Source organism: Acetobacter sp., from assembly GCF_052102375.1.
In the GTDB taxonomy this organism is placed as follows: domain Bacteria; phylum Pseudomonadota; class Alphaproteobacteria; order Acetobacterales; family Acetobacteraceae; genus Acetobacter.
This window is the reverse complement of record NZ_JBQDXI010000016.1, coordinates 43,113-68,006: the sequence shown is the minus strand read 5'-3', so window position 1 is coordinate 68,006 and position 24,894 is coordinate 43,113. Positions and strand designations below refer to the sequence as shown.

Sequence of the window (24,894 nt, the reverse complement as noted above, 5' to 3'; positions counted from 1 at the left end):
TCATCGTCTACACCTCCAATATTAAGGTGTTGCGACGACCGGTTGAATCCGCCCAGAATGCCTCGTACGTCGAAGGACGGAGCACTCACCTGCTTTGTCTTGATCCGAGGCTTTGGGAGGTCTGCCGCAGGCTTTGCACTGCCGTGGCTCAAAAGCAGTAGCAGGCCTTCCATGCGGCGATCACAGGCCATGATCCGTTCCTGATAAATATCATAGAGCTCCAGTGCCTGTGTCAGAGCGAGCACATGTTCATCTCTATAATTGCCCATCAGAGCTGCCGATATCACTTCTGCCGATGAGCGGCATCTGACGTCGCGCTTAGCGGCCAGCGTCTCTGGATCACGTTCACCGCCGACAATTGCCCGGATAATCTGCATGCCTGTGACGCCAGTGATATCGGAGACGACGTGATGGAGTTGCAGATTCATTTCCATCAGGGCTTTCTGCATGTGCTGGATATGTCCCGCAGCATACTCGACCAGACGTTCACGTTGACGCAAGTAAGCCCGCAATGCGGCAATATCGGCCTGAGGCCGAAAGCTTCCACGCAGCAAGCCATAGGAATGAAGTTGCTGGAGCCATCCGGCATCGCTCACGTCCGTCTTGCGACCGGGTACATTCTTGGCGTAGCGCGCGTTCACCAGAATGACGTCGAAACCATGCTGCTCAAGGATTTCATAAACCGGGATCCAGTAGACGCCTGTAGATTCCATGGCGACACTGGTGACTTTGCATTCTTTGAACCACTCAGCCAACGCATGCAGGTCGGACGTAAATGTGCCAAAGGACCGGATTGGGTCCTTCGCAGCCTCAGGGGACACCGCCGCCATATGCATCCGTGATCCAATATCGATCGCAGCGGCTCCCTGAATATGGCGTGTGAGATCAAAGGACGCTTTTGCAGATTTTCGAGGCATCGTAACATCTCCACACAGTGTGCTGGAGGAGGGTGTGGAACATGCCTATCAATCATCTTCCTAACCGGGATCACCGCAAGGCGGTGTCACCATTCTCAAGTTCGCACAGTTCCATGGACCACGTTTTTTAACGGGGACGAACCCGCCAATAAGCGAACGGCCGCTACCCTCCTGTCCGGCACAATAGCATGGCCCGTTTCTATGCCGCACAGGCGGACAAACGTCCGGGATCGTTTTTTAGGATTTCCCTCTCCTCCCGTAAAATCCGGTTCTCCAGGCGAAGACGTTCATTCTCGCGGGCCAGATCAGCCTGAGGCCCTGATGTCGGCTCGTCCGGACGATAATTCACTATCCATTTCGCCAGAGTGGATTTGCCAATACCCAGATCGGCCGCAACACGCGTGCGTGACAACCCACTGCTCAACGCAATCCTTACGGCCTCGCGCTTGAAATCTTCCGTATGCTTCATGGTTCCGTCGGTCTCCTGATACGAGCTTAAAACGCTCAGATGACCGGCACAAAACCGTTACAAGTCCAAGTTTGCTATGCCGGTTACGGTGATACGTCGCCCCCACAAGCATGCGGCGGCTCTTAGGTCACATAAGCGGCGCCAATTGTCCGCGCCCAAACAAGAACGCCACAGGACAGATATAATACGACACGGAGATTGAATTTTAAATCCAACATGTCCGCAATGAGGAAATTAGTGTGGCCATCTGAATGACTGACTTGAGGCGTAAGCGGAAGTTATATTCAGTGCAAATTCTGGTGATAGTCAGGATATCTGATGCATCTGTATTTTGCCCAAGGAGCGAACAGAACCTTCCAAATATGGCAGACTTGTCTTCTAGCGGGCAAAAGCGAGAAGTTGTGTTTCTTTAATGGTTCTCAGTTTGTAATGAAGCCTGTTGCAATACCAAGAAAGCCATAGACCCAGAGAAGATAGGTCATAAACAGTGCCATCATGATTGCAGTCCAATGAGCCATCTGTTTCTGGTTGCGGTGTTCGGTCTTGCGGGGGCGGCCTGGTCGACGTTTGACCGCGATGGGTTCTGGCCTAACAGGTTGATAGCCAGTTGTCCGCTGGTCGATAAACGCATCCAGAGCGGCAATTGGAAAAGCCCTGTCCCGTTTGCCATAGGTTACGGAAGCTGGACCACGTCCCTCGCTGACCAGATTCCGTAATCGACCATGGCTAATGCCCAGATAGGTTGCGGCATCGCGATAGCGCAAAACTTTAGGCGTGACGGGTGACTGGGTCAAGGATGCAGGACTCCCCAAAAGACACAAGATTTCAGATTGTTTTTTTGGGGGAGAAGAACGGTGTTGAACCGTGAAAACCTGATAGCACAGTACGAGAGATCAGAGAAAGAAAATTCTTTCTCTGATCTTTTATTTCATTTTCTGGCGAAGTGAGGGGGATCTGACTGGAGATGAAGAGACTTTATTCCTTTGGCAGTTTCTCTTCTGATAGCATACCCAACACACGTTCAGCCTCTTCAATCTGACGACTGATGTCTTCAGGAACGGGCTGGTAATAGCGGTCCAGTGATTTTAGGTCGCGATGGCCAGTGACGCGTTTGAGGTCGAGCGGATTGGGCAGCAATTTTGCTAACCGGCTGGTTGCTTCGTGTCTCAGGTCGTGAAAGGTCAGATCTTTCAGTCCGGCATCTCGCACCATGCGGCCATATCGGACACTGAACGCCGCTTCAGTTCCGACATCAAAGAGGAATTGTGTTGGTTTGGGGTGATGAGGAAGCGTTGCAAGCTTCTCGATCAGGAGGCGACGTGCGCCAGGCGTGAGAGGTCTTATCTCTGGCCCGTGCTCTTCCTGATGGCGATGCGTCTTGGTCTTTCCGCTTTCGCCGCCCAGCTTCAGGGTGCGACGCTGAAGGTCAATGTCGCCCCAGCGAAGCTGGAGGGCTTCGCCCCGGCGTGTGCCCTGCTCGATCGACCATCGCACAAGCCAGACATCATCCGGGTGAGGGGAGGCGCTGACGGCTTCAATCAGGCGTTCAAATTCTCCGGGAAGAGAGGAATCCCGATTTTCCTTGAGGCGTCGGTTACGTTTTTTGTCAGCCCCCTCTGGTCGTTTTACAACGCGGCCAGACGCATGATTGACGATGGCGATATCCCATTCCGAGATGGCATGCTGAAGAATAGAAGCCAAAAGATTAAGGCGTTTCACCACAGTCGCGGCTGCATATCCGGTTGCGGTCATGCGTTCACGGAAGCCACGGACGTCTGCGGCTGAGAATTTCGATAACCGTACCGAAGACAGTGCGGTGTCGCGCAGAATGGCTGGGATATGCCCGATCCGGTCGGCTTTCCGATCGGCCATGCACTCATCGCGATACCGTTCAACAAGTGTGCCAATCGTCATCTTGTCGAGAGGGCGTGTATCTGTGAACTGGCCCAGTTCTGCTTTGGCGGCTGTTTCATTGAGCCAGCGTCGGGCCTGTGCCGCGGTAGAAAAAGTCTGCTGCACCCTGCGACCATCGACCACCTTACGGGTCATGTATTGTTTGGGGCCACGATAGCTCACACCGCGCGGTAAAGCCTTGCCTGTGGCGGGGTCCGTGCGCCCGCTCATGACATCACCTGCTGGCGTGTTGATATCTTCCACCATGAGAAGACACTACGACGTTCCTCGCGATGGTGCAAAAATGGTGCAAAAACTAATATTTTTTGGAAGAGTTTCGCCAAAAAAGCCAATGAAAACAATGGCGTCCCGTACGGGATTCGAACCCGTGTTGCCGCCGTGAAAGCGCTGTGATAGCAAATTCTGTAAATGAGAATTATTATTAGTTGTTGCGTACGGTCACATATAGGTGATAATGCGAGGAATTATCATATTTGATGACCAAAAAAGGGATCGCGGTGACACTTCGAGGGGCAGGCGGGCGAAAAGGCCAGCAGTACAAGACACGGCATTATGGATGGTCTTACGGTGTGCTGTGCCTAGGCTTTGCAGTGGCATTGCCAGCCAGCCCACTTTTTGCTGCTGAGACAAAGGTTGCACCAACAGAAGCTGAAACCGAGGAAGACAGCACGCCCAAAAGTGTGGAAAGCCTGATTGTGCATGGGGAGCGCCGTAAAAATGCGACGACCGACGGCACAGGCAGCTATGTTGTCAAAGCAGTTTCCATGAACAAGATGCTGTTGCGGTTGGACCAAATTCCACAATCAGTCAGTGTTATCGGTCGTCAGCAGATGCGGGACCAGAACCTGAACACAGTTGATGATGCCCTGAAGCAGGCACCAGGTATTAACGTCAATTTGTATGGTGATGGTACGGCTGGTTACACATCCAGAGGCTACACAGTCGCGCCCATGTTTGACGGTGTTCCGTCTTCTGGCGGGCTGCAAATGAGCCAGCAATTCGATATTGCCATCTATGACCGGCTTGAAGTGTTGCGCGGCCCTAACGGCATGTTTCAGGGGTCAGCATCACCAGGGGGTAGTGTCAATTTTGTCAAAAAACGCCCGCTGGACCAGTTTAAGGCTCAAGGCTCTTTTAGCGGCGGGTCATGGAACAATTTCCACGCTGATGCAGACATTACCGGCCCTCTTATCCCTTCCCGCAAGGTAACTGGCCGTTTTGTGATGGCGGGAACAGACCGTAATTTTTTCTATAATACCGCACATGATCGTCGTTGGACCGCTTACGCTGATATTGATGTGCATATTACAGACCGCACGACACTCTCGATCACCGCGACCGGGCAGAAAAACGATACAACCCGTTTTATGGGGCTACCCCGCGCGAGTAATGGGAGTGACCTGAATTTACCCCGCAAAAGCTATATTGGCGCAGACTGGAATACGACAACTGCGCCTATGTATGAATTTGGCGGAGAATTGGAGCATCGTTTTGAAAATGACTGGCGATTAAGGGTAAATGGCCGACACCGCGTGACAGATACGTCCCTACATTATGCGTATCTGAACAGTGCCGTTTCTGCTCAGAAAAAAGGGAACTTCATTGTCGCCAATTCCTCTATCAGGGAGCAGTATGACGGGGCAGACCTCTATATAACAGGGCCAGTACATTTACTGCACCGCAAGCATGATTTTCTGTTGGGAGCAAATTATGACTCCTATTTGCAAAAAGACGGTGGTGCATCTGCTTCATGGCGTACAAATGCAGCCTTGCAAAATATGGATATTTTTAAACCAATTATTTCCAGCACTCTTCAGCCCAACATTACAACATGGTACCGGGAGCCAACTCAGCAAGCCGGTGTTTATGGTTCAGCGCGTATTCAGCTTCTGCATTCTCTTGATTTGCTTATGGGCGGCCGTTTGAGTTTTTATGAGTATAAAATTAGAAATTTGAGCACCGGTACACCGTACGTTGTTAGCCAGAAAAACAATGCTGTCCCAACGCCCTATCTCGGTCTGGTCTGGCACTTCATTCCTACTATTTCAGCCTATGCAAGCTATACGGATACATTTGAGCCGCAGAGTGCCTATAGTCTTTCAGGTCGCCTAAAGCCTGTTAAGGGCACGCAGATTGAAGTTGGGTTTAAAGGTGATTTTTTCCATAAAAACCTGAATGTTTCTCTTGCTGGTTACCGTGTTGTGGAACGCAACAAAGCGCTGGAAGACCAAAATTTGGCCCCTATATGCGGGCGCACAGGCACCAGCACCTGCTATAACGCGGCCGGTAAAGTCAGAAGCCAAGGCATAGAAGCTGAGATGATCGGCCGCTTGCTGCCGGGGTGGGACATTAACGCTAGTTATACGTACAATGACAACGTAGTTTTAAAAGATGACTCCGGTTTGCAGGGCAAGGCATACTCCCCCAATTCTCCCCGGCATCTTTTTAAACTTTGGACGCATTACCGCTTTGCTAAGCCAGAGGTCACACGCAATGTCTGGAGCGTGGGAGCGGGTGTAACCGCGCAGAGTGGCACATTTGGCTCAAACAGAATGGTCACCCAAGGAGCCTATGTTGTTGCCAATGCTCAGGTTGGTTACCAGTTGCGGCCGGAACTCAATATTACAGTTAACGTCAATAATCTTTCAGATACAAAATATTATCAGCGTCTTGGTAATTTGTATATTTATAACTACTATGGAGAGCCGCGTAATTTTATGGCAACCGTGCAAAGTGTTTTTTAATAGGTAATTTTTAGAAAACTGGTTTTTAAGGGGAAAGAGACATCATAACCTCTCTTTCCCCTATTGTTTGTTTAGTTGCCTGATGAAGTGGGTTTGGTTTGTCCCGGCAGCTTGAGGTATCCAGCTTTTGGAGACATCGTTTTAACCGGTGTTGACGGGGTATCGTCCTCTCCACCAGCCGGGAAAATAGCATCTGGCTCACTAGGGGCCGCGCTTGTTGCCGCCTTTTGTGTCACACCGCTTGTGTCTGGTACAGTCACCTGAGGAGCCGTGATATCCGGCACGTCAACTTTGGGCGTTGTCACTGTTGGTGTGGTGATAGGCGCATTTTCGGGTGTGGTGGATGTTGGGATGGCACTGGTTGCAGCAGTGGCTGGGACCGTAACGGCCGTAGCGCTCAGCCCTTTGGGCGCTGCTGATGTGGTGCCGGGTGCGCCAAGCTGTTGCGTTTGAATGGCGGCTCCCACGGGTGTGCCGCCCGCATCCACAAGCCAGGCGGAGAGGGAGTGGCGTATCTGATATTCCAGTTCCACATTCATGTGCTGCATCATGTCACGGGTCAGCTCATACAGGTTGGCCTGACCATCCACATCCCCTTTTGAGGGATCGGGCCGCAGGTTGCTTGTGACATGAGCTTCCGCATGCGCTGTTTGTGTGCTGCCGGGGCTGAGAATGTCGAGGTGAACATCCATCTGTCCGGCCAGAGTACCGCCTGCGTTATGCAGGATGGAGGCACGATCAATCACGAACTGGGCCGTATTGCCATTTGAACTACCGGCAGCCAGGCGGTCCTGCGCCATTTGCCGCAGGGCTTGCGCTGGTGGGGTGGGTGCCCGGTTGCCGATATCGCCTGCAATCGGGTTGGTCGTGGTGTTATCTATAATATTAAGGGTGGATGCATTCAGGTGCATCTGGCCCAGATACTCATATGTCAGCGGCGCAAAAGAGACAGGTTTAGGGTCTCCTGCACAGCCTGCCAGTAGGGCAGGGAGCACGAGAGCCGCTGTAAAAGACAGGCGAAGTGGACGAGAGAACAGCGTCATGGCGCGCACCCTTTCATGGCAGAAAATCTCAGGTAACAGAGACGGGGCAGCATGAGGAGGTCTGCCCGGAAAAATCCTGCCTTCGGGGGTGGCGCAGGTCAATATTACGCACGGCTATGAGGTATGATCACACCGCCTTTCTATTGTGCGAGCTATGCAGTAGAAACAGACCTACAACGCGAAAGGATAGCTATGACCACAACCCCTCCATGCCCAACCTGCGGTTCCGAGCATGTGTACCCAGATGGCAGCCTGTGGATTTGCCCAGAATGCGGCAATGAGTGGAGCCAAGATAGTAGCCTGACCGCCGATACAGAGGGCGAACCGGGCGTTATTAAGGATGCTAACGGGAATGTTCTGACCGATGGTGACACAGTAACAGTCATCAAAGACTTGAAAATAAAAGGGTCTTCTCAGGCCATTAAGGGGGGCACCAAGGTTAAGGGTATCCGCCTGACAGACGGTGCAGACGGGCATAATATTGCCTGCAAAATTCCCGGTTTTGGTGCCATGAATTTGAAATCTGAATTTGTAAAAAAATCCTGATTCTCTTTTCAGGATTTTATAAAAAGGCCGCTGGACTCATCTTGTTCCAGCAGCCTTTTTGTTATGTCTGGCAGTGTGATGGGGCGTAACACACCATGTCAGATCAATACGTTATGCCTGCTCCGCACGGGAGAGAATATCCTTGCGGGGGAAGCGGAAGTCGATATTGCAAAAATCGCAATTCATGACAATCTGCCCGTCATCCTGAGCCATGTGGTCTAGGTCATCGTTGGAGAAGCCTTGCAGCACATCGACCAGACGTGCGCGGGAGCAGCGGCAGCCATAGGCTAGGGCACGCGGTTGGCTGACATGCAGGTCTTCCTGATGGAAGAGGCGGTGCAAGAGCTCCGGAGCCGACAGGCTATCATCCAGCAGTTCGCGGGCAGACAGGGTAGAGGCAAGAATGGTGGCCGTTTCCCAGTTTGCATCTGCGTCAGCATCGCCCACCACGTGTGTCCCGCCTTCACCCGCAATGCGTTCCAGAATCAGGCCGCCTGCGCGCCAACCAGCATCAGTCATTTTGCAGCTCAGGAACAGCCAGCAGGCATGTTGTTCACTGGTTGCAAAATAGTGGGATGCCATGGTTGCCAGATCATCTCCCGCAATTTCCACAATGCCCTGATGCCGCTCCATATCCGGGCCTTGGTCAATCGTCAGGGCAAGGTAGCCATTGCCCAGCAACTCACGGTCGGTCGGGGTAGAGGTTTCGGCCAACAAGGCGTTCAGCGCGTCTTCTTCCGTGCGGGCATAGAAGCGCAGGGCACCAGTGTCCGTACAGTCTGCCACCAGCATGGAGACGGGGCCGTCCCCTTTGATTTGAAGGGAAAAAGAGCCTTTGAACTTGAGGGCTGATGCCAAAGCAGCAACCAAAGCCAATGCCTTGCCCGCCAGCCGGGTTACGGCAGCAGGGTGGTCGTGGCGGGTCAGTAAGACATCCGCCAGCACACCAAGATGCACCATACGGCCACGGACCGGACGGCCTTTTAGATAGAAAGGCGTGACACCACCGGGCACAACAAGATCGGGCACATCGGGGCGGTCACGGTCAAGAAAAGCAGGGGTTTCCATAGTGGGGGCCTTATCGACATAAAAGAAAACGGCAGCACAGGGCGGCTGATGCCAGCCGTTCTGCCTGCCGTTTTCCGCGCAGGGAGCGCAAGAAAGTCAGAAGCTGTTTTCTCTTAAATGGCGCTTGAAATGTCGAGTTCAAGCTTTTCCAGTTTTTGCTCCAGCGTCCGCAGGGTGGTGGACTCCAGACGTACGCTATCTTTCAAGGCACGTAGTAGCCCTTGGCGGCAGGCATCGTGAGCGCTGTCTAGGTCTGTTGCGCGGCCGCAACTGGCAAGGCAGTCAAGGTAGGAGGCACGGAGCGGGGAGAGTTTTTCCGCAGTTACCGGCAGGCTTGCCAGAATATCATCCAGTGTTGTTTCCACCCAGCCAGGAACGGAGGGCGTATCTTCTGTCGTGGTGGGAACAACCTTATCCGTGCCAGTCATGCTTTATTCCTTGCCAAAAGAGGCCCAGTCCGCACCGCCCATAGCCCATGCCAGAATACCTTTCTGGGCATGCAGGCGGTTTTCAGCTTCGTCAAACACAACAGAATGTGGGCCTTCAAAAACATCCTGCGTGACTTCTTCCCCAATATGGGCAGGAAGGCAGTGCATAAACAGGGCATCCGGCGCGGCAAGAGCCATCAATTCTGTGTTCACCTGATAGGGCGCGAGTTTGGCAATGCGCGCTGCTGCTTCATCTTCCGAATCAGACATGCTGATCCATGTATCAGTCACAACGCAGTCTGCTTTGTGAACGGCCGCTTTGGGGTCGTCCGTCCATTGTACGTCACCACCCTGCGCTGTGGCCCAGTCTAGCACATCCTGTGCAGGGCGCATGTCCGGTGGGGTTGCAGCGCGCAGGGCAAAACCAAAGCGGACCGCCCCCTCAATCAGGGAGGTCAGCACATTGTTGCCATCGCCTGTCCAGGCAAAGGTCTTGCCTTTTACTGGGCCGCGATGCTCTTCAAATGTCAGGATGTCAGCCAGAATCTGCACTGGGTGTGACGAGGGTGTCAGCCCATTGATAACGGGCACGCTGCTCCATTTCGCCAATGTTTGCAGGGAGTCAGTCTTGCCTGTCCGCAGGACTAGCGCATCTACGAAGCGAGAGAGAACACGGCCAGTATCGGCAATGGTTTCACCCCGGCCAAGCTGCATTTCACCGGGACTGAGGATAATGGCATCCCCTCCAAGCTGGCGAATGCCGACCTCAAAGGACACGCGGGTGCGGGTGGAAGGTTTGGAGAGAATAATCCCCAGCATCCGCCCCTCTAGCGGGCGGCGTGGGTGCAGTGGAAAGCGACGCTTCTGCTGCATGGTTTTCATGCTGCGGGCGACATCCAAAATCTGGCGCAGCGTTGCTGCATCCAGATCTTTCAGGTCAAGGAAGTGGCGAGGGCCGGCCTTGTCTGTGTTGGCAGGAACAGAAGAAAGGGCAGCGCTCACAGTGATGTCTCCAGAACAGTCGTATCAGCAGAAGAGTCGGATAGAACCGCTTTTCGCAGGCGGGAGACAGCCTCCCGGCAGTCCTCTTCAGTTAGGGTCAGCGGGGGGACCAGACGCAAGACGTTGTCACCTGCTGTGACACAGAGCAGGCCAGCGTTCTGTGCCGCAGCCTGCACCTCCCCCACAGCGGGGATGCAGCGCAGACCGATCAGCAGGCCAAGACCGCGACGCTCCGCAAAAACGCCCGGAGCCTGTTTGATCAGGTCATCCAGCAGGCCGTCGAGCAGGGTGGCACGCGCCTGAATCTGTTCCATAAAGCCGGGGGCCAGCAGAACATCCAACACGGCGTTTGCGGCGGCGCAGGCGAGGGGGTTGCCGCCAAATGTAGTGCCATGGGTGCCAGCCGTCATGCCTTTGGCAACGGCCTCTGTTGCCAGCACAGCCCCGATGGGGAAGCCGCCACCCAGACCTTTGGCGCTAGACAGAACGTCTGGCGTAATACCTGCCCATTCATGTGCAAACAGCTTGCCGGTACGGCCTATGCCGCACTGCACTTCATCCAGCGCCAGCAGCACACCGGTTTCATCACACAAGGCGCGTAGAGCTTGCAGATACGCGGTGGAAGCAACCTTAATGCCACTTTCCCCCTGAATGGGTTCCAGCATGACGGCAGCAGTACGCGGGCCAATGGCGGCTTTTACGGCCTCGATATCGTTGAAAGGTACATGCACAAAGTCAGCAACCGGTGTGCCAAAGCCTTCCAGATATTTGGGGTTTCCGGTGGCGGAGAGCATGGCCAGCGTCCGCCCGTGAAACGCACCATCCATGCAGATGATTTCTGTCCGTTCCGGGTGGCCAGCCAGCGCCTGTGCACGGCGGGCAAACTTGACCATGCCCTCATTGGCTTCAGCGCCGGAATTGCAGAAGAACACGCTATCCGCAAAGCTGTTATCAACCAGCCGCTGGGCCAGCTTTTCAGCTTGCGGTACCCGGAACAGGTTGGACACATGCATGACTTTGGCAGCCTGCTGCTGAATTGTCTGCACCAAGTGCGGGTGCCCGTGCCCTATGGAGCAGGTGGCAATGCCCGCGGCAAAGTCCAGAAATCGTCGCCCGTCCGTCGTGTACAGCCAGGCGCCTTCGCCACGCTCAAAAGCGAGGTCTGCGCGGTTGTAGGTCGGGGTCAGGGCTGGAATCATGAACTTTGTCTTTGTGTTGCGGTCATTGCGTGAAAAATGAAAAACAGGTGCAAAACGAAAAAAGCCCGCTGCCGTGCTGGAGCGGGCGATCCGTTGCAACCCCATGATGACAACGGCCGCCCCCCGGTGTCAAACGTTGAGATCGAAATTCTTTCATGAAACTGGCGCAATTCTTGCCTATTGTTGCTTTGTGGCGGCACAAAGTGGCCATAGCACTCTGTTTTGGGGCATAGAACCGCGTATGGCGTTGTCTCATTTACCTTCTGATTGTCCTTCCCCGCCGGATAAAGCGGCGTTGAGAGAAGCCGCACTGGCGCATCTGGCCCGGTTTGCCACAACCCAGCACGGGTTGGAGCAGGTATTGCTGCGCCGTGTAGCGCGGTGGGAGCGTGCGGCCCTGAAAGCCGGAGCGGACCGTGAGGATATTGCTGTGCATATGGCGGCCCTGCGGCCTGTTGTGCAGGCTGTTGCGGCAGACATGGTACAGCTTGGTGCTATTGATGATGATGCCTTTGCCCGGGCTCGTGCCAAGCGGCTTACCCGTTCGGGGCGGTCAGGCAAGGCCGTACAGGCCCATCTGGCCGCCAAGGGTGTTGAGGCAGAGGTACGGGCCGCAGCATTACAGGACGTAGTGGAAGGGTTCTCAGCGCGGGAAACTGAGCTTTCTGCTGCCCTGACAGCCGCCCGCAAGCGGCGTTTGGGGCCATTTGCCAGCCTGCCACGCCTGCGGCGAGACGCCCCACATGCTGAAGGCGAAGAAACGCAGGAAGAGCGCCGCTTACGCGTTATGGCTGAACGGCAGAAAGCGCTGGGTGTTTTTGCACGCTCCGGTTTTGGGCGCGATATTGCAGAACAGGTTTTGGATATGGATCCGGAGGAAGCGGCACAGTGGGTCGAACGATTAAAGTCCGAGTCGTAAAACGGGCCGTTTTTTACGTAGTGCCTCTTTTTCTGGCCGCCTGCGCGGGCGGCCGTGGGTGGAATGGCTCAGTGCAGTGTGCGCCTTATGCCCGTGAGCACTCGGCGGTTAATCTGCGCGGCGCCGCAGCCAGTTGGTGGGGGCAGGCAGGTAGGGTTTATGGTCGCAGCAATACGCCCCGCAGAGGCGATGTGCTGGTTTTTCGGTCCACGCGCCGCCTGCCATCGGGGCATGTTTCTGTTGTGCAGCAGGTTAAAAGTGCCCGTTGGGTGCTGGTTGAACACGCCAATTGGGAGCCGGGCCGCATAACGCGCAGCGCCCCCGTGGAAGATGTTTCTGCTGCAAATGACTGGACGCGTGTGCGTGTCTGGTGGAGCCCGATAAAGGGGATGGGTAAAACCATCTACCCGACTTATGGTTTTATAGAACCATAAGCCTGTTCAGGCTCAGGTGAGGTATTGTGCTTGGGGCATACAGCGGGCCTGCTGTCTGATATAAGACAGAACAGACTTGCATGACAGCACAATGGCCGCCATGTGAAAGAAGGACAGACACAGGGTATCTGGGCCGTCCAGCCTGTGTCACAGGGAAACAAAGGACTGTTGAATGGGTAGCTTGAGCATCTGGCACTGGCTGATCGTGCTTATTGTTGTGCTGGTGGTGTTTGGTGGCGGCGGTAAAATCAGTTCTATGATGGGTGACTTTGCCAAAGGCATTAAGTCTTTCAAAAAGCATATGGCTGATGATGAGCCGATGGATGAGAGCGCCACACGCCCCGGCGGCCATATTCCTGCGCCGTCCGCTACATCGGTGGATCAGGCTGCACAGCGAGATAAAACGCGCCAGCCCTGAGGCCCCTACCGGGCTGGTGGTGCCGTGTGCGCCAGCAGAACCGTGAGCAGGGACGCAGGTAGTCATACATTCATTCATGAGAGAGGTCGGGCAGGGTTCATGACGGATTTTGCGCAGGCTGTGCAGGATATTCTTGCAGCAGGGCAGCGTATGGATAGCCGCGGCTGGGTGCCTGCTACAGCAGGAAACATCAGCCGTAGGTTGGCAGATGGCCGTATCGCCATTACGCGCTCAGGGGGCCATAAGGGCTTTTTGCAGGCAGCGGATGTCATCACGGTTGATGAAAGCGGCAAACCGCATGATGCAGGGAACAAGCCCAGTGCCGAGACCCTGCTGCACTGCCAGATTTATCAGCAGGACCCCTCTGCCGGAGCCGTGTTGCATGGCCACTCTGTGGCATCGACCGTGCTTTCCATGATCGAGCCTACAGAGGCGTTGCTGCTCTCTGATTACGAAGTGCAGAAGGTGTTTGAGGGGCAGACCACTCATGATGCCTCTCTCGCCATTCCTCTTTTCAGGAATGATCAGGATATAGCGAGGCTGGCGCGGGAGGTTGCTCCGCATTTTGGGGCCATGCCTGCGGGCTACATCATTCGGGGGCATGGCGTTTATGTGTGGGGCAAGGATATGCCAACCGCATTGGCCAGACTGGAAGGGCTGGAGTTTCTTTTGGCCTGCCTTCTGGAACGAAGGAAGCTGGGTGTATGAGCCGTCTCACTATTTTTCAGGATACAGTGCCGGAAACCCCTGTGCTGGTCACGTCTGACCCCGCCAAAATAGCCGCAGAGCTAAGCCCTATGGGTGTGAGGTTTGAGCGGTGGGAAGGCCCGGAAATTCCTGCCCGTGATGCGGGAGAGGAGACCGTTCTGGCCGCTTATCGGCCTTTTCTGGATAAGCTGATGGGAGAGACGGGCGCAGGCTCTGCCGATGTTCTGCTCGTTGGGCCAGAGACGCCCAACTGGCCCACACTGCGCGGCAAGTTCCTGTCTGAGCATACACATAGCGAAGATGAAGTGCGGTTTTTTGTGCATGGGGGAGGGCACTTCATCCTGCATGTGGCGGACCGCATTTATGATGTGGAATGCACCCAGACAGACCTGATCTCCGTACCAGAAGGCACAAAACATTGGTTTGATGGTGGCCCGGTACCAGATTTTGTGACCCTGCGTATTTTCACCCGCAAGGAAGGCTGGATAGCCGATTATACCGGTACGGACCTTGCCCATCAATTTTTGGCGTATCCCTCATGAAAACTGCTGTTTCTGCCCCACGTGTTGTGCTGCTTGATATTGAGGGCACAACAGCGCCGGTTTCCTTCGTGCATGATGTTCTGTTTCCCTATGCCCGCACGCACATGGCGCGCGTGCTGGAAGAGCGGAAATCTGACCCTGCGGTGCAGGCTGCTCTGGCTGAGACGGAAAAGCTGGCCCCCGGCGTCTCACCCCTTGAGCAGCTTGAACGCTGGATGAATGAGGATGCCAAAGTAGCCCCCCTTAAAGCGTTGCAAGGGCTTGTCTGGGCGGAAGGCTATAAACGTGGCGCTCTCGTCGCGCGCCTGTACCCTGATGTCGTGCCTATGCTGGAAAGCTGGTACCGTGCGGGTATTGAACTGGCCGTCTATTCCTCAGGCTCAGAACCTGCCCAGAAGCTGATTTACGGACATACAGCACAAGGGGATGTCACCCCGCTTTTCACCCGTTTTTTTGACCTGCGCGTAGGCGGCAAAAAAGAGGCGACCAGCTACGTTGCTCTGCTTCAGGAGGCAGGCTGGAAAGCGGCAGACGTGTTGTTCCTTTCTGACGTAACGGCGGAACTGGATGCCGCAGCGCAGGCGGGCTTACTCGTGTGCCAGATTGTGCGCCCCGAAGATGGTACGGTGGCCGGAACTGAGTACCCTGTGGCAGGCAATTTGATTGAAGCGGCGTCCCTGTTCGGGTTGCCCGGTGTAGGGCAGGCCTGACCATGCATGCCCAGTTGCACGAAAGCTGGCTGACTATTCCGCAGCAGGCACGGGGCTGTGCTGCGGCGCTGGGCAACTTTGATGGTGTGCATCTTGGGCACGCCCATCTGGTTCACACCCTGCATACTACACGGCCAGATCTGCCTCTGGCCGTGGTAACGTTTGACCCGCACCCGCGTGAGTTGTTTCGCCCGCAGGACCCACCTTTTCGCCTGACTCTTTCGGATGAACGTCTCGCTGCTCTGGGCGCGCTTGGCGTGAAACATGTGTTTCAGATTCCGTTTGATGAAGCCTTTTCTCTCATGCCAGCCGAGCAGTTTGTAGAGGACGTGCTGTATAATGGTCTGGGGCTAAAGCACGTAGCCTGTGGGCCAGATTTTGCGTTTGGTCACAGGCGCGGTGGTTCCGTGCCTTTTCTGGCAGAACGGACGGCGGAACTGGGGATGGGGTTTACCTCTGTTTCAGCACTGGCTGATGCTGCCGGGCCATATTCCTCCACCCGCATCCGGCGGCTCTTGCAGGAAGGCTATCCTGAACGCGCACGGGATGAACTGGGGCGGCCATGGTCCATTCGGGGCGTGGTGCAGCATGGGGACAAGCGCGGCCGCCTGTTGGGGTTCCCTACAGCCAATATCCCGCTTGGCAGGCATCTGGAGCCAGCCCGCGGTGTGTATGCTGTCACCGTGCGCCTGCCAGATGGCAGCACAAAGCCCGGTGTTGCCAATATTGGCCGCAGGCCGACCATTAACGATGGTCAGGAAAGCAGGCTGGAGGTCAATCTGTTTGACTATCAGGGAGATCTGTATGGCCAGACGCTTTCTGTGGTTCTGCACCGGATGTTGCGGGCGGAAAAGCGGTTTGACGGGTTGGATGCCCTGAAGGCGCAAATTGCGCAGGATGCACAGGTAGCCCGGCTTGTCCTCAGTGCGGGAGCTGCGGCTGTATGACTATTCTTCTACGGGTCGCCTCTTACGCCATAGGCCTGCCGCTTCTGGCGTTTGTGCTCTATGCGGTTGTGCCCCCGCGGCAGTATCTTGAAACGACAATAGCCGGTCTTTTTACCTATGCCGTTGTCACGTATTTGCTGAACGACCTTGTATACCGGCATAAAAACGGCGACCTACGGTAAGGCTGTTTAAGCCTAATGCGGTTTTCTAACCGCAAAACGAGCCCATTTGCGCCGGAGCCGCTTGACCCGCCGCCCGTGCGCTCTGATAACCATGCTTAGCGCTCGCACATCTGTGCCTGCCGCGCATTGAGTTGAACCCGAACCAGAGTGACACCTGCCGTTCCATGTCTACATCCAGCAGCGACACAGAAAAAACTTCTCCCGCCGATTTGTATCGCGATACGGTTTTTCTGCCCCGCACGTCCTTCCCCATGCGTGGGAACCTGCCAAAGCGTGAGCCGGAATGGCTGGCGCGGTGGGCAGAAATTGGGCTGGATGAGCAGATAAAAACGCAAGCGCAAGGGCGGCAGCCTTTTACACTGCATGACGGCCCGCCCTACGCGAATGGCCACCTGCATATTGGCCATGCCCTGAACAAGATTGGTAAGGATGTCATTAACCGCGCACACCGCATGTCAGGCTATGCTGTGCGTTATATTCCGGGCTGGGACTGCCACGGCCTTCCCATCGAATGGAAAGTTGAGGAAGAATACCGCAAGGCCAAGCGCGATAAAGACAGTGTGCCGGTGCTTGAGTTCCGGGCGGAATGCCGGGCTTATGCAGGTAAATGGCTGGCTATCCAGATGGAAGAATTCAAACGGCTGGGTGTGCAGGCCGAATGGGCCAACCGCTATGCCACAATGGATTTTTCATCCGAGTCCGCTATCGTAGCGGAAATTGGCCGTTTTCTGCTCAATGGTGGCTTGTACCGTGGCCTGCGCCCGGTCATGTGGAGCCCGGTTGAAAAGACTGCTCTGGCCGAAGCCGAAATTGAATATCACGACCACAAATCCACCACCATTCTGGTGGCTTTCCCGGTTGTTAAGGACCCAACCCCGGCTCATGCACTGGCGGATGTTTCCGTTGTTATCTGGACCACAACCCCTTGGACCATTCCGGGTAACCGTGCGCTGGCTTACGGGCCGGAGGTCACGTACGTTGTACTGCGCGTAGACGATACGGCAGAAGGTGCCCTGCTGGAGCCGGGCAACAAACTGCTGGTTGCGGAAGCTTTGGTCGAGTCCTTCTGCAAAGAAGCACACGTTACAGCGCATCACATTCTCTACACGCTGCCGGGCAGCGCACTGGAAGGGGCCGTATGTGCTCATCCGCTGCGTGGTTCCGGTTATGATTTTGATGTGCCCATGCTTCCCGGTGAGTTTGTCACGACCGATGCCGGTACGGGTCTTGTGCATATGGCCCCTGCTCACGGTGAAGATGACTTCCGACTGTGCCGTACTTACGGTGTGGAAGTTCCGGAGACAGTGCAGGATGACGGCACTTACTCTCCGTGGGTTCCGGGCTTTGCTGGTGTGCATGTGTTCAAGGCGGCAGACCCGGTCTGCATTGCTCTGACAAACGCCATGGAACAGGCCAACGCTGCGGGCACAGCGCCGGCAGGGTTGGTGGCACGGGGTGAGATTGTTCATTCCTACCCCCATTCATGGCGGTCTCGTGCGCCCATTATTTACCGTGCAACCCCACAGTGGTTCATCAGCATGGATGGGGAAGGGGCCCTGCGTGAAAAGGCGCTCAATGCGCTGGAAGACGTAACTTTTGTCCCCGCGCAGGCCCGCAACCGTCTGACCTCAATGGTACAAAACCGCCCGGACTGGTGCATCAGCCGCCAGCGCGCGTGGGGTGTGCCTATTGCGGTGTTTGTTGAAAAACGTACGGGCGAAGTGCTGCGGGACGCCGAAGTTATGCAGCGCGTTGTGGATGCTTTCAGGGATGAAGGCGCAGATGTCTGGTACAGTGCACCAGCGTCCCGCTTCTTGGGGCCGGACCGTAACCCCGATGACTACGCACAGGTGTTCGACATCGTGGATGTGTGGTTCGAAAGTGGCTCCACCCATTCCTTCGTTCTGGGTGGGCAGGATTTGAGCTTCCCGGCTGATCTGTATTTGGAAGGGTCTGACCAGCACCGCGGCTGGTTCCAGTCCTCTTTGTTGGAAAGCGTGGGTACGCGCGGCATTTCTCCCTTCAAAGCTGTTGTGACCAACGGCTTTGTGCTGGATGAGCAGGGCCGTAAAATGTCCAAGTCTCTCGGCAATGTCATTGCGCCGCAGGACGTGAATGACAGCCTTGGGGCGGACATCCTGCGCCTGTGGGTCATGAATTCCGACACGCATGAGGATCTGCGTATCGGCAAGGAAATTCTTAAGCAGCAGGGTGAGCTTTACCGCCGGTTACGCAACACACTGCGCTGGCTGCTAGGGGCGCTGGATGGTTACACAGCAGAAGAAGCTGTGCCCTATGCAGAACTGCCAGAGCTTGAACGTTGGGTACTGCACCGTTTGACGGACCTTGGCGGTTTGATTGCGAGTGCAGTGGAAACGCACGAGTGGGTTGGGGTTTACCCGGCGCTGCATGGCTTCTGCACAACAGACTTGTCCGCCTTCTATTTCGATATCCGGAAAGATACGCTGTATTGCGATGGGCCAGATAACCATACCCGTCGCTCTGCGCGCACCGTGCTGGACTACCTGCACCGCTGCCTGAGCACGTGGCTGGCTCCGGTGCTGGTCTTTACGGCAGAAGAAGCATGGACCGCCCGCTTTGGGGATGAGGAAAGTGTGCACATGCAGCCTTTCCCTGATCTGCCAGCAGAGTGGAACAATCCGGAGCTTGATGACCGCTGGACCCGCCTGCGTGCTGTCCGCCGTATCATCACCACCGAGATTGAAGGGGCACGGCGTGATGGCACCATCGGGTCTTCCCTTCAGGCACAGGTCGAACTGACTTTGTCACAGGAAGAGGCTGCTCTGTTTACCGGTGTGAACTGGAGCGAGCTTGCCATTGTGTCTCACGTTGATGTGCTGGTCGACCCGGAAAGTGCCTCTCTCTATGTGGAAGGGGCTGAGGGCGGTACGTTGCACGGTGCACCTGTTGTGCGTGTGGCAGAGGGTGAGAAATGTGTGCGCTGCTGGAAAGTTCTGCCAGAAACCGGTACCCGCCAAGAGTATCCCGGTGTGTGCCTGCGCTGCGCCGATGTTGTAGAGCAGGCGGGCTTGGGTAAAGCCGGTAGTATGCAGGGGGGCGTGTGAGCAAGCCTCTCATAGCACGGCCATTTGGTCTGGGAGCCTTGGTGTTAATGCTGACGCTCTCAGCAGATCAGTTGAGCAAATACTGGATTCTCTACGGGCTGAATTTGCCCGATAAAGGGTCCATAGCCATTCTGCCCTTCCTGAACTTCAGCATGGTGTGGAACCACGCCGTGACATTTGGCATGTTTGGTGGGTTAGGCGGGGCCGGGCGCATAGTGTTTTCGGTCATTGCTCTAGCGGTGGCCTGCATTTTGCTGGTATGGATGGCACGCACACCAAGCAGGCTGACCGCAGCCTGTGTGGGGGCCATTACTGGCGGTGCCATTGGGAATGTGATGGACCGTGTCCGGTACGGCGCGGTAGTGGATTTTATCCATGCCCATGCGTTTGGATGGTCATGGTATGTATTTAACGTAGCTGATTCCGCGATAGTGTGCTCAGTTTGCGTATTACTGGTGCAAAATGTCCTTATGGGCAAAGAGCACCAGACAACTTGAGAAAAAGCGACCTGCCCTCCGGCAGGCTGGGCAGGAAGGATAAAAGGCAGAAGATGGCACGCCGAGTTTCGACACTGATTTCTCCGCTGCTGCTTCTTGGCGGATGTGTGCTGCTGACCGGGTGCTCCGGCTCCGAGGCAGCGCGGGCGTTCGGTCTCGAACGTAGTATGCCGGATGAGTATACCGTCACCACGCGGGCACCGCTTTCTATGCCGCCAATGGACGAACTGGCAAAACCCGTGAGCGGTGCAGAGCGTCCGCAGGACGAGAGCGAACGCTTGCAGGCGCTTGAAACCCTCTCGCCTGATGTCGCATTGCACGGTGAGAGCGGCTCCAACAGTGATGGCCAGAGCATGCTGGTGACAGAAGCCTCTCAGGCTGCTGACGCGCCAGATCAGGGTGAGTTGGGGCAGGCCGGTTCAGGCTTTGTAGAACAGCTTATGTTCTGGAAAGGCGGTAAAGCCGGTGCCGTGGTGGATGCGGATGAAGAAAACCGCCGCCTGAAAACAAATGCCGCTCTGGGCAAATCTCCTACACACGGGGTGACCCCCACACAACGCGCTCCCAAATAGGCAGCCGTTCTGATACAAAGGGTCTGGCTATGTCAGACCCTTCTTTTTTATCTTCCTCTTCTTCGGTTCCCTCAGAAAACGTTGCGTCCGCGCCGCGTCGCCCAACATTGCGCCGCTTGCCAGAGGTTCTGGTCAACCGCATTGCGGCGGGTGAGGTCATAGAGCGGCCAGCTGCCGCTTTGAAGGAACTGGTTGAAAACGCCATAGATTCAGGTGCCACCCGGCTGGATGTCAGTCTGGAACGTGGCGGGATAGACCGCATCATCGTCACAGATGATGGGTGCGGCATGACCCCGGATGAACTGGCTTTAGCCGTTGAGCGGCATTGCACGTCCAAACTTCAGGATGAATCGCTGGTCCATATCCGCACCCTTGGGTTTCGGGGGGAGGCGCTGCCTTCTATCGGCGCGGCTGCGCGGTTGACTATAACCTCCCGTACACAAGGGGAGAGCGGGGCGTGGCGTATTCATGTTGCAGGGGGCAAGGTTTCAGCGCCAGAGCCAAGTGCTGGTGCCGTTGGGACTAGCGTTGTGGTGGAAGACCTGTTTTTTGCCACCCCAGCACGGCGGAAATTCCTTAAAAGCCCACGGGTGGAAGGTAATCACGCTGAGAGTGTTGTAAGGCGCTTGGCCCTTGCTGTGCCGGAAACAGCCTTTCGTTTTAGTATGGATGACCGGCTTTTGTTTGACCTGCCAGCGCAGGACATGGCGGCCCGTGCCGCTGCCTTGCTAGGCGCGAACGAAGCTGATGGCTTTCTGAGTATTCATGGGGAGCGGGATGGCATGGTGCTGTCCGGCTTTGCGTGTGGGCCGTCCGTGCACAGGGCTACAGCGACAGGGCAGTTCATGCTGGTGAATGGTCGGCCTGTTGTTGATCCCGTTTTGAAAACAGCAGTCAGAGTGGCCTATCGCCGGGTTATAGAACATGGCCGCCACCCTGTTGTGGCCCTTACCCTCACTATCCCCCCCGACCGGGTGGATGTGAACGTCCACCCGGCAAAAACGGAACTACGTTTTGCAGATGAGGCCGCTGTACGGTCTCTGGTGATTGGTGCCCTGACCCGTGCCTTGGAGGGTGGGGCTGGAAATGCCGGTGTCAGGCCCTCCTTCTCAGCCGTAAAGCCGGGGCGTATCTGGTATCCACCAGAAACCTCTGCCGGGCCAGTAGTGCCTGCTCCCCCAGCACCGGGGCGTGCGGCGTCAACTCTTCCTTTGCGGGCGGGAACAGTAGTGGCAGAGCCTCGCCTCAGGTTGGGAGATGCTCCGACAGCCCGTATGTTGCCCCCTCTGGGCGACAGGTTTGGGGGAGAATCCGCTCAGGGTCTGGTAGCCGGTTCGTCTGTGGGGGGCGAGCCGGAGCCCGTTTACGTTCCTACTTCGGGAGACTCTTTAGCAGATCATCCACTTGGGGCTGCTGTGGCGCAGGTGCTGGATACCTATGTCATTGCTGTGGCCGCAGACGGAAGCCTTGTCTTGGTGGACCAGCACGCAGCGCATGAACGTTTGACCCATGAGCGGCTGAGGGAACAATTTTTAAGCGGCACTGTGCAAAGTCAGCGCCTGCTGGTGCCGGATGTTGTGGACCTGCCACCCTTGCAGGTGGAGCTTCTGGCCGCGCGGCAAGGGATGTTGGCCAAGCTGGGTATAGAGGTTGAGGCGTTCGGGACCGGTGCCATTCTGGTCCGTGCACTTCCGGCTATGCTGAACACCAGCGACTCGGTAGGTCTCCTGCGTGATCTGGCTGATGAGCTGGAAGCGGACGATAATGGCAGCCCGGAAGAAATGCCCTCATTGGATAGCCGGATGGATGCTGTCATTGCCCGGATGGCGTGCCACGGCAGTATCAGGGCAGGGCGACGCCTGACACGTGAAGAAATGGATGCCCTTTTGCGCCAGATGGAAGCAACACCGCGGGCCGGCACATGCTCCCACGGGCGACCAACCTGGTTAAAACTGAGCAAAAAGGATCTGGAAAAGCTTTTCGGCCGCCGCTGATAGGGTGAGTGCCGGAAACCTGCTCGGCGGAACGTGAACAGCGCTTCTCTGGCTTGCAGCACCAAAAAGGCGCACAGTTAGCGCTACCGTGATGTAACCCGGATGGTAAGAACGCCGTGTACCCCACCTTGCTTTCGCTCATAACCTATCTCCCTCTTGCTGGCGCAGGGCTGGTTTTTCTTTTAGGGCGGGGAGGGGCAGACGAAGGGCGTAGCGCACGATGGCTCAGCCTCTGGACCAGTCTTCTGGTGCTGGGGCTCAGTGCCGTTCTATGGGCACAATTTGACCCAACCCGTCCCGGTTTGCAGTTTGAAACCCGGTTAGGCTGGATGGCAGACCAAGGGATTTCCTACCATACGGGTGTAGATGGTATTTCTCTGGTCTTTATCCTGCTCACTGCATTTCTCACCCCGCTCGCGCTGGCTGCAAGCTGGCGCACGGTGCAAACGCAGGTGCGTACCTTTTCCATCACATTCCTGCTGCTTGAAACGGCGCTGTTTGGCCTATTTTCAGCGCAGGATCTGGTGCTGTTCTATGTCTTTTATGAAGCAACGCTTATTCCAGCTAGCTTGATGATTGGCGTATGGGGCGGGGCCAGACGGATGTGGGCGTCCCTCCAGTTCTTCCTGTTTACGTTCGGTGGCTCTCTGTTCATGCTCATTGCGCTGGTCGCCATGTGGCTACAGGCGGGTACTACAGACATACAGGGTCTTATGCAGGCAGGATTTTCCCCGGTTATGCAGGGGTGGCTGCTGCTGGCTTTCATTCTAGCGTTTGGCGTCAAGCTGCCGCTGTTCCCGCTCCATGCATGGTTACCTGATGCCTATTCTGAAGCCCCTGCGCCAGCTTCTGCTATGCTGTCAGGCGTGCTGTCTAAAACCGGAGCCTACGGGTTACTGCGCTTTGGTGTGCTCATGTTCCCCAATGCCATGCATGCGTTTGCACCTTATGTGCTGGCTTTGGGGGTGGTGGCCATTATTTATGCGGCCTTTGTCGCTTTTGCCCAAACAGACATGAAGCGCGTTATTGCTTATTCTTCTTTCTCACACATGGGCATGGTTGCTGTAGGGCTATTCACCCTTACTGCGGAGGGAATTGATGGCGCAATTTACCAGATGCTTTCACATGGGGTGGTGATTGCAGCCCTGTTCTTCTGCGTATCTGCCGTTACGTGGCGCGCCGAAACACAGAACATTCAGGCTCTTGGCGGCGTTGCCAAGCAGATGCCTGTTCTGGCCCTTCTGGCTATGCTGTTTACAATGGCCAATATAGGGCTGCCGGGCACGGGGTCTTTTGTTGGGGAGCTTCTGGTTCTTATGGGGGCTATCCATGTTTCATTCTGGGTAGCGCTCCTTGCAGGGGCTACCATGATTATGGGTGCCGTCTATATGCTCTCGCTTTACAGGCATGTGCTGTTTGGCAGCGTAAAGGGTACCGTCAGTCTACTGCGTGACCTGACTGCAGCGGAAATGGCTGTATTGGTGCCTTTGGCTGTCGTGACAGTATGGATGGGGGTACATCCGGGTAGCTTCACCCGGCTGTTTGACCCGCTGGTCATGCAGGCCATTCATGGCAGCACGAACGCTGTTGTGCAAAATACACCCCATGCGGCTTTATCTGTGGCAGCGCGTTAAAACGCGCGCTGTCAGGGTTTTGTTATTGTGGCAGTTCGGGCAGGTCGTCAGGCTTTTTTCTACGCCGTGGCGTGAGAACAGTTCCTGCTGAGGCTCCTGCAACCATCAGGATACCGCATAGGCGACTGAGAGGTAGCGTTTCATGCAAAATGAGAACGCCAGCCAGCGTGGCGCAGACAGGCTCCAAGCTACAAAAAACCCCAAGATCTCGTGCAGACAAACGCTGCATGGCACGCATTTCCAGCGCATAGGGAAGTGCAGAGGAGCAAATGGCTACCACCAAGCTGAGAAACAACAGTTTGGGCTGGCCTAGTCCCGTTGAAAATGCAGGTAGAAAACAGGGTACGAACAGCACGATGCTGGCGCATAATTGCCCGATAGTGCAGGCATGCCCGGCAGAAAGCTTGCCGCTAAAGCGTTTGCCAAACACGATATAGAGCGCCCAAGCAACAGCCGCCCCCATGGCAAAAAGAATTCCCAAGGCATCCGGCGCTGTTGAGGAGGAAGGGTTGAGCAATAATCCCAACCCGGCAATGGTCAGCACAAGCCACCCGATGTCAGCCAGACGCTGAGACCCCATAAACGCAAGGAAGAGGGGGCCGGTAAATTCAATGGCGACGGTAATGCCCAGCGGAATACGTTGGAGCGCCAAATAGAAAAACAGATTCATGGCGCAAATGGCCAGCCCATAAGGGAAGGCCAGCTTGAGCACTCGCCAGGATAGAACATTCCAGCTTCTGAAAATGCACATCAGTACGACGGTGGCAAAGCAGCAGCGTAACCCCACCATACCCGCAGCACCAAAGACGGGAAAAAGCGCTTTGGCGGTAGAAGAGCCAAACTGCAAACACACCATGCCGCCAATTAATTGTGCCAGAGCGGCGGCGCGCTCTTTAACTGTCAGATCGGTGTTGTTCATTC

General features: G+C 55.7%; 24 protein-coding genes and 1 pseudogene. 15 read left to right on the top strand and 10 right to left on the bottom strand.

Annotated features, from left to right (window positions below; translation table 11 throughout):
- The 4 genes and pseudogenes from ACTIDN_RS08715 to ACTIDN_RS08700 form a co-directional block, all read right to left on the bottom strand.
- The coding region (locus ACTIDN_RS08715; RefSeq protein ID WP_441376732.1) for an IS110 family transposase at positions 1-917 on the bottom strand (917 nt) is incomplete at its 3' end.
- 235 nt (positions 918-1,152) lie between these two features.
- Positions 1,153-1,386, bottom strand: a pseudogene (locus ACTIDN_RS08710) (transposase); the annotation flags it as partial.
- Between the two features lie 419 nt (positions 1,387-1,805).
- Positions 1,806-2,180, bottom strand: coding sequence for a helix-turn-helix transcriptional regulator (locus ACTIDN_RS08705; RefSeq protein ID WP_441376731.1), 375 nt, complete (start codon positions 2,178-2,180; stop codon positions 1,806-1,808).
- 181 nt (positions 2,181-2,361) lie between these two features.
- Positions 2,362-3,510 (bottom strand): tyrosine-type recombinase/integrase, encoded by a 1,149-nt coding sequence (locus ACTIDN_RS08700; RefSeq protein WP_441376730.1) that lies wholly within the window; start codon positions 3,508-3,510, stop codon positions 2,362-2,364.
- A 266-nt stretch (positions 3,511-3,776) separates the two neighbouring features.
- On the opposite strand from ACTIDN_RS08700, the gene ACTIDN_RS08695 reads away from it, so the two are divergent.
- Positions 3,777-6,044 (top strand): TonB-dependent siderophore receptor, encoded by a 2,268-nt coding sequence (locus ACTIDN_RS08695; protein ID WP_441376729.1) that lies wholly within the window; start codon positions 3,777-3,779, stop codon positions 6,042-6,044.
- A gap of 71 nt (positions 6,045-6,115) precedes the next feature.
- On the opposite strand, the gene ACTIDN_RS08690 is transcribed toward ACTIDN_RS08695, so the two are convergent.
- Positions 6,116-7,087, bottom strand: coding sequence for a hypothetical protein (locus ACTIDN_RS08690; protein WP_441376728.1), 972 nt, complete (start codon positions 7,085-7,087; stop codon positions 6,116-6,118).
- A 192-nt stretch (positions 7,088-7,279) separates the two neighbouring features.
- Between ACTIDN_RS08690 and ACTIDN_RS08685 the strand changes: the two genes are divergently transcribed.
- Positions 7,280-7,633, top strand: a complete 354-nt coding sequence (locus tag ACTIDN_RS08685) for a zinc ribbon domain-containing protein YjdM (RefSeq protein WP_086650392.1) — start codon at positions 7,280-7,282, stop codon at positions 7,631-7,633.
- A gap of 111 nt (positions 7,634-7,744) precedes the next feature.
- Here ACTIDN_RS08685 and hslO read toward each other — a convergent pair whose 3' ends face one another.
- The 4 genes from hslO to ACTIDN_RS08665 form a co-directional block, all read right to left on the bottom strand.
- Entirely contained in the window at positions 7,745-8,701 is a 957-nt protein-coding gene (hslO, locus tag ACTIDN_RS08680) for an Hsp33 family molecular chaperone HslO (protein WP_441376727.1), read from the bottom strand.
- Between the two features lie 113 nt (positions 8,702-8,814).
- Positions 8,815-9,129, bottom strand: coding sequence for a hypothetical protein (locus ACTIDN_RS08675; RefSeq protein WP_441376726.1), 315 nt, complete (start codon positions 9,127-9,129; stop codon positions 8,815-8,817).
- Between the two features lie 3 nt (positions 9,130-9,132).
- The gene (argF, locus tag ACTIDN_RS08670; protein ID WP_441376725.1) at positions 9,133-10,131 is read right to left on the bottom strand and encodes an ornithine carbamoyltransferase; all 999 of its coding nucleotides are present in this window, start codon (positions 10,129-10,131) and stop codon (positions 9,133-9,135) included.
- A complete protein-coding gene (locus ACTIDN_RS08665; protein ID WP_441376736.1) occupies positions 10,128-11,330 on the bottom strand; it encodes an aspartate aminotransferase family protein in 1,203 nt (400 codons plus the stop codon). Before ACTIDN_RS08665 ends, argF begins: the two co-directional genes overlap by 4 nt.
- A 241-nt stretch (positions 11,331-11,571) precedes the next feature.
- Here ACTIDN_RS08665 and ACTIDN_RS08660 point away from each other — a divergent pair, with 241 nt between their 5' ends.
- The 13 genes from ACTIDN_RS08660 (at position 11,572) to ACTIDN_RS08600 (ending at position 23,973) form a co-directional block, all read left to right on the top strand.
- Complete coding sequence (locus tag ACTIDN_RS08660; protein WP_441376724.1) at positions 11,572-12,249, top strand: regulatory protein RecX; 678 nt, start codon at positions 11,572-11,574, stop codon at positions 12,247-12,249.
- Positions 12,250-12,269: 20 nt separating this feature from the next.
- Entirely contained in the window at positions 12,270-12,683 is a 414-nt protein-coding gene (locus tag ACTIDN_RS08655) for a CHAP domain-containing protein (RefSeq protein ID WP_441376723.1), read from the top strand.
- A 172-nt stretch (positions 12,684-12,855) separates the two neighbouring features.
- Positions 12,856-13,101 (top strand): twin-arginine translocase TatA/TatE family subunit, encoded by a 246-nt coding sequence (locus ACTIDN_RS08650; protein ID WP_415507959.1) that lies wholly within the window; start codon positions 12,856-12,858, stop codon positions 13,099-13,101.
- 99 nt (positions 13,102-13,200) lie between these two features.
- Entirely contained in the window at positions 13,201-13,809 is a 609-nt protein-coding gene (locus ACTIDN_RS08645; RefSeq protein ID WP_441376722.1) for a methylthioribulose 1-phosphate dehydratase, read from the top strand.
- A complete protein-coding gene (locus tag ACTIDN_RS08640) occupies positions 13,806-14,351 on the top strand; it encodes a 1,2-dihydroxy-3-keto-5-methylthiopentene dioxygenase (RefSeq protein ID WP_441376721.1) in 546 nt (181 codons plus the stop codon). The genes ACTIDN_RS08645 and ACTIDN_RS08640 overlap by 4 nt, the downstream gene beginning before the upstream one ends.
- Positions 14,348-15,061 (top strand): acireductone synthase, encoded by a 714-nt coding sequence (mtnC, locus tag ACTIDN_RS08635; protein WP_441376720.1) that lies wholly within the window; start codon positions 14,348-14,350, stop codon positions 15,059-15,061. The genes ACTIDN_RS08640 and mtnC overlap by 4 nt, the downstream gene beginning before the upstream one ends.
- 2 nt (positions 15,062-15,063) lie before the next feature.
- Complete coding sequence (locus tag ACTIDN_RS08630) at positions 15,064-16,008, top strand: bifunctional riboflavin kinase/FAD synthetase (RefSeq protein WP_441376719.1); 945 nt, start codon at positions 15,064-15,066, stop codon at positions 16,006-16,008.
- Positions 16,005-16,190: a hypothetical protein gene (locus ACTIDN_RS08625; RefSeq protein WP_415507954.1), complete on the top strand. Its 186-nt coding sequence runs from the start codon at positions 16,005-16,007 to the stop codon at positions 16,188-16,190. Before ACTIDN_RS08630 ends, ACTIDN_RS08625 begins: the two co-directional genes overlap by 4 nt.
- A 164-nt stretch (positions 16,191-16,354) precedes the next feature.
- Positions 16,355-19,276 carry an isoleucine--tRNA ligase gene (gene ileS / locus ACTIDN_RS08620; protein ID WP_441376718.1) on the top strand — a complete coding sequence of 974 codons (2,922 nt, stop codon included), beginning with the start codon at positions 16,355-16,357 and terminating at the stop codon, positions 19,274-19,276.
- The gene (gene lspA, locus ACTIDN_RS08615; RefSeq protein WP_415507952.1) at positions 19,273-19,773 is read left to right on the top strand and encodes a signal peptidase II; all 501 of its coding nucleotides are present in this window, start codon (positions 19,273-19,275) and stop codon (positions 19,771-19,773) included. Before ileS ends, lspA begins: the two co-directional genes overlap by 4 nt.
- 53 nt (positions 19,774-19,826) lie before the next feature.
- Positions 19,827-20,345, top strand: a complete 519-nt coding sequence (locus ACTIDN_RS08610) for a DUF3035 domain-containing protein (RefSeq protein WP_415507951.1) — start codon at positions 19,827-19,829, stop codon at positions 20,343-20,345.
- A 29-nt stretch (positions 20,346-20,374) separates the two neighbouring features.
- On the top strand, positions 20,375-22,339 hold the full coding sequence (gene mutL / locus ACTIDN_RS08605) for a DNA mismatch repair endonuclease MutL (RefSeq protein WP_441376717.1): 1,965 nt from the start codon (positions 20,375-20,377) through the stop codon (positions 22,337-22,339).
- 116 nt (positions 22,340-22,455) lie between these two features.
- On the top strand, positions 22,456-23,973 hold the full coding sequence (locus tag ACTIDN_RS08600; protein ID WP_441376716.1) for a complex I subunit 4 family protein: 1,518 nt from the start codon (positions 22,456-22,458) through the stop codon (positions 23,971-23,973).
- A 22-nt stretch (positions 23,974-23,995) separates the two neighbouring features.
- Here the strand turns inward: ACTIDN_RS08600 and ACTIDN_RS08595 are convergent, their stop codons facing one another.
- The gene (locus ACTIDN_RS08595) at positions 23,996-24,892 is read right to left on the bottom strand and encodes an EamA family transporter (protein WP_441376715.1); all 897 of its coding nucleotides are present in this window, start codon (positions 24,890-24,892) and stop codon (positions 23,996-23,998) included.
- Positions 24,893-24,894: the final 2 nt, after the last annotated feature.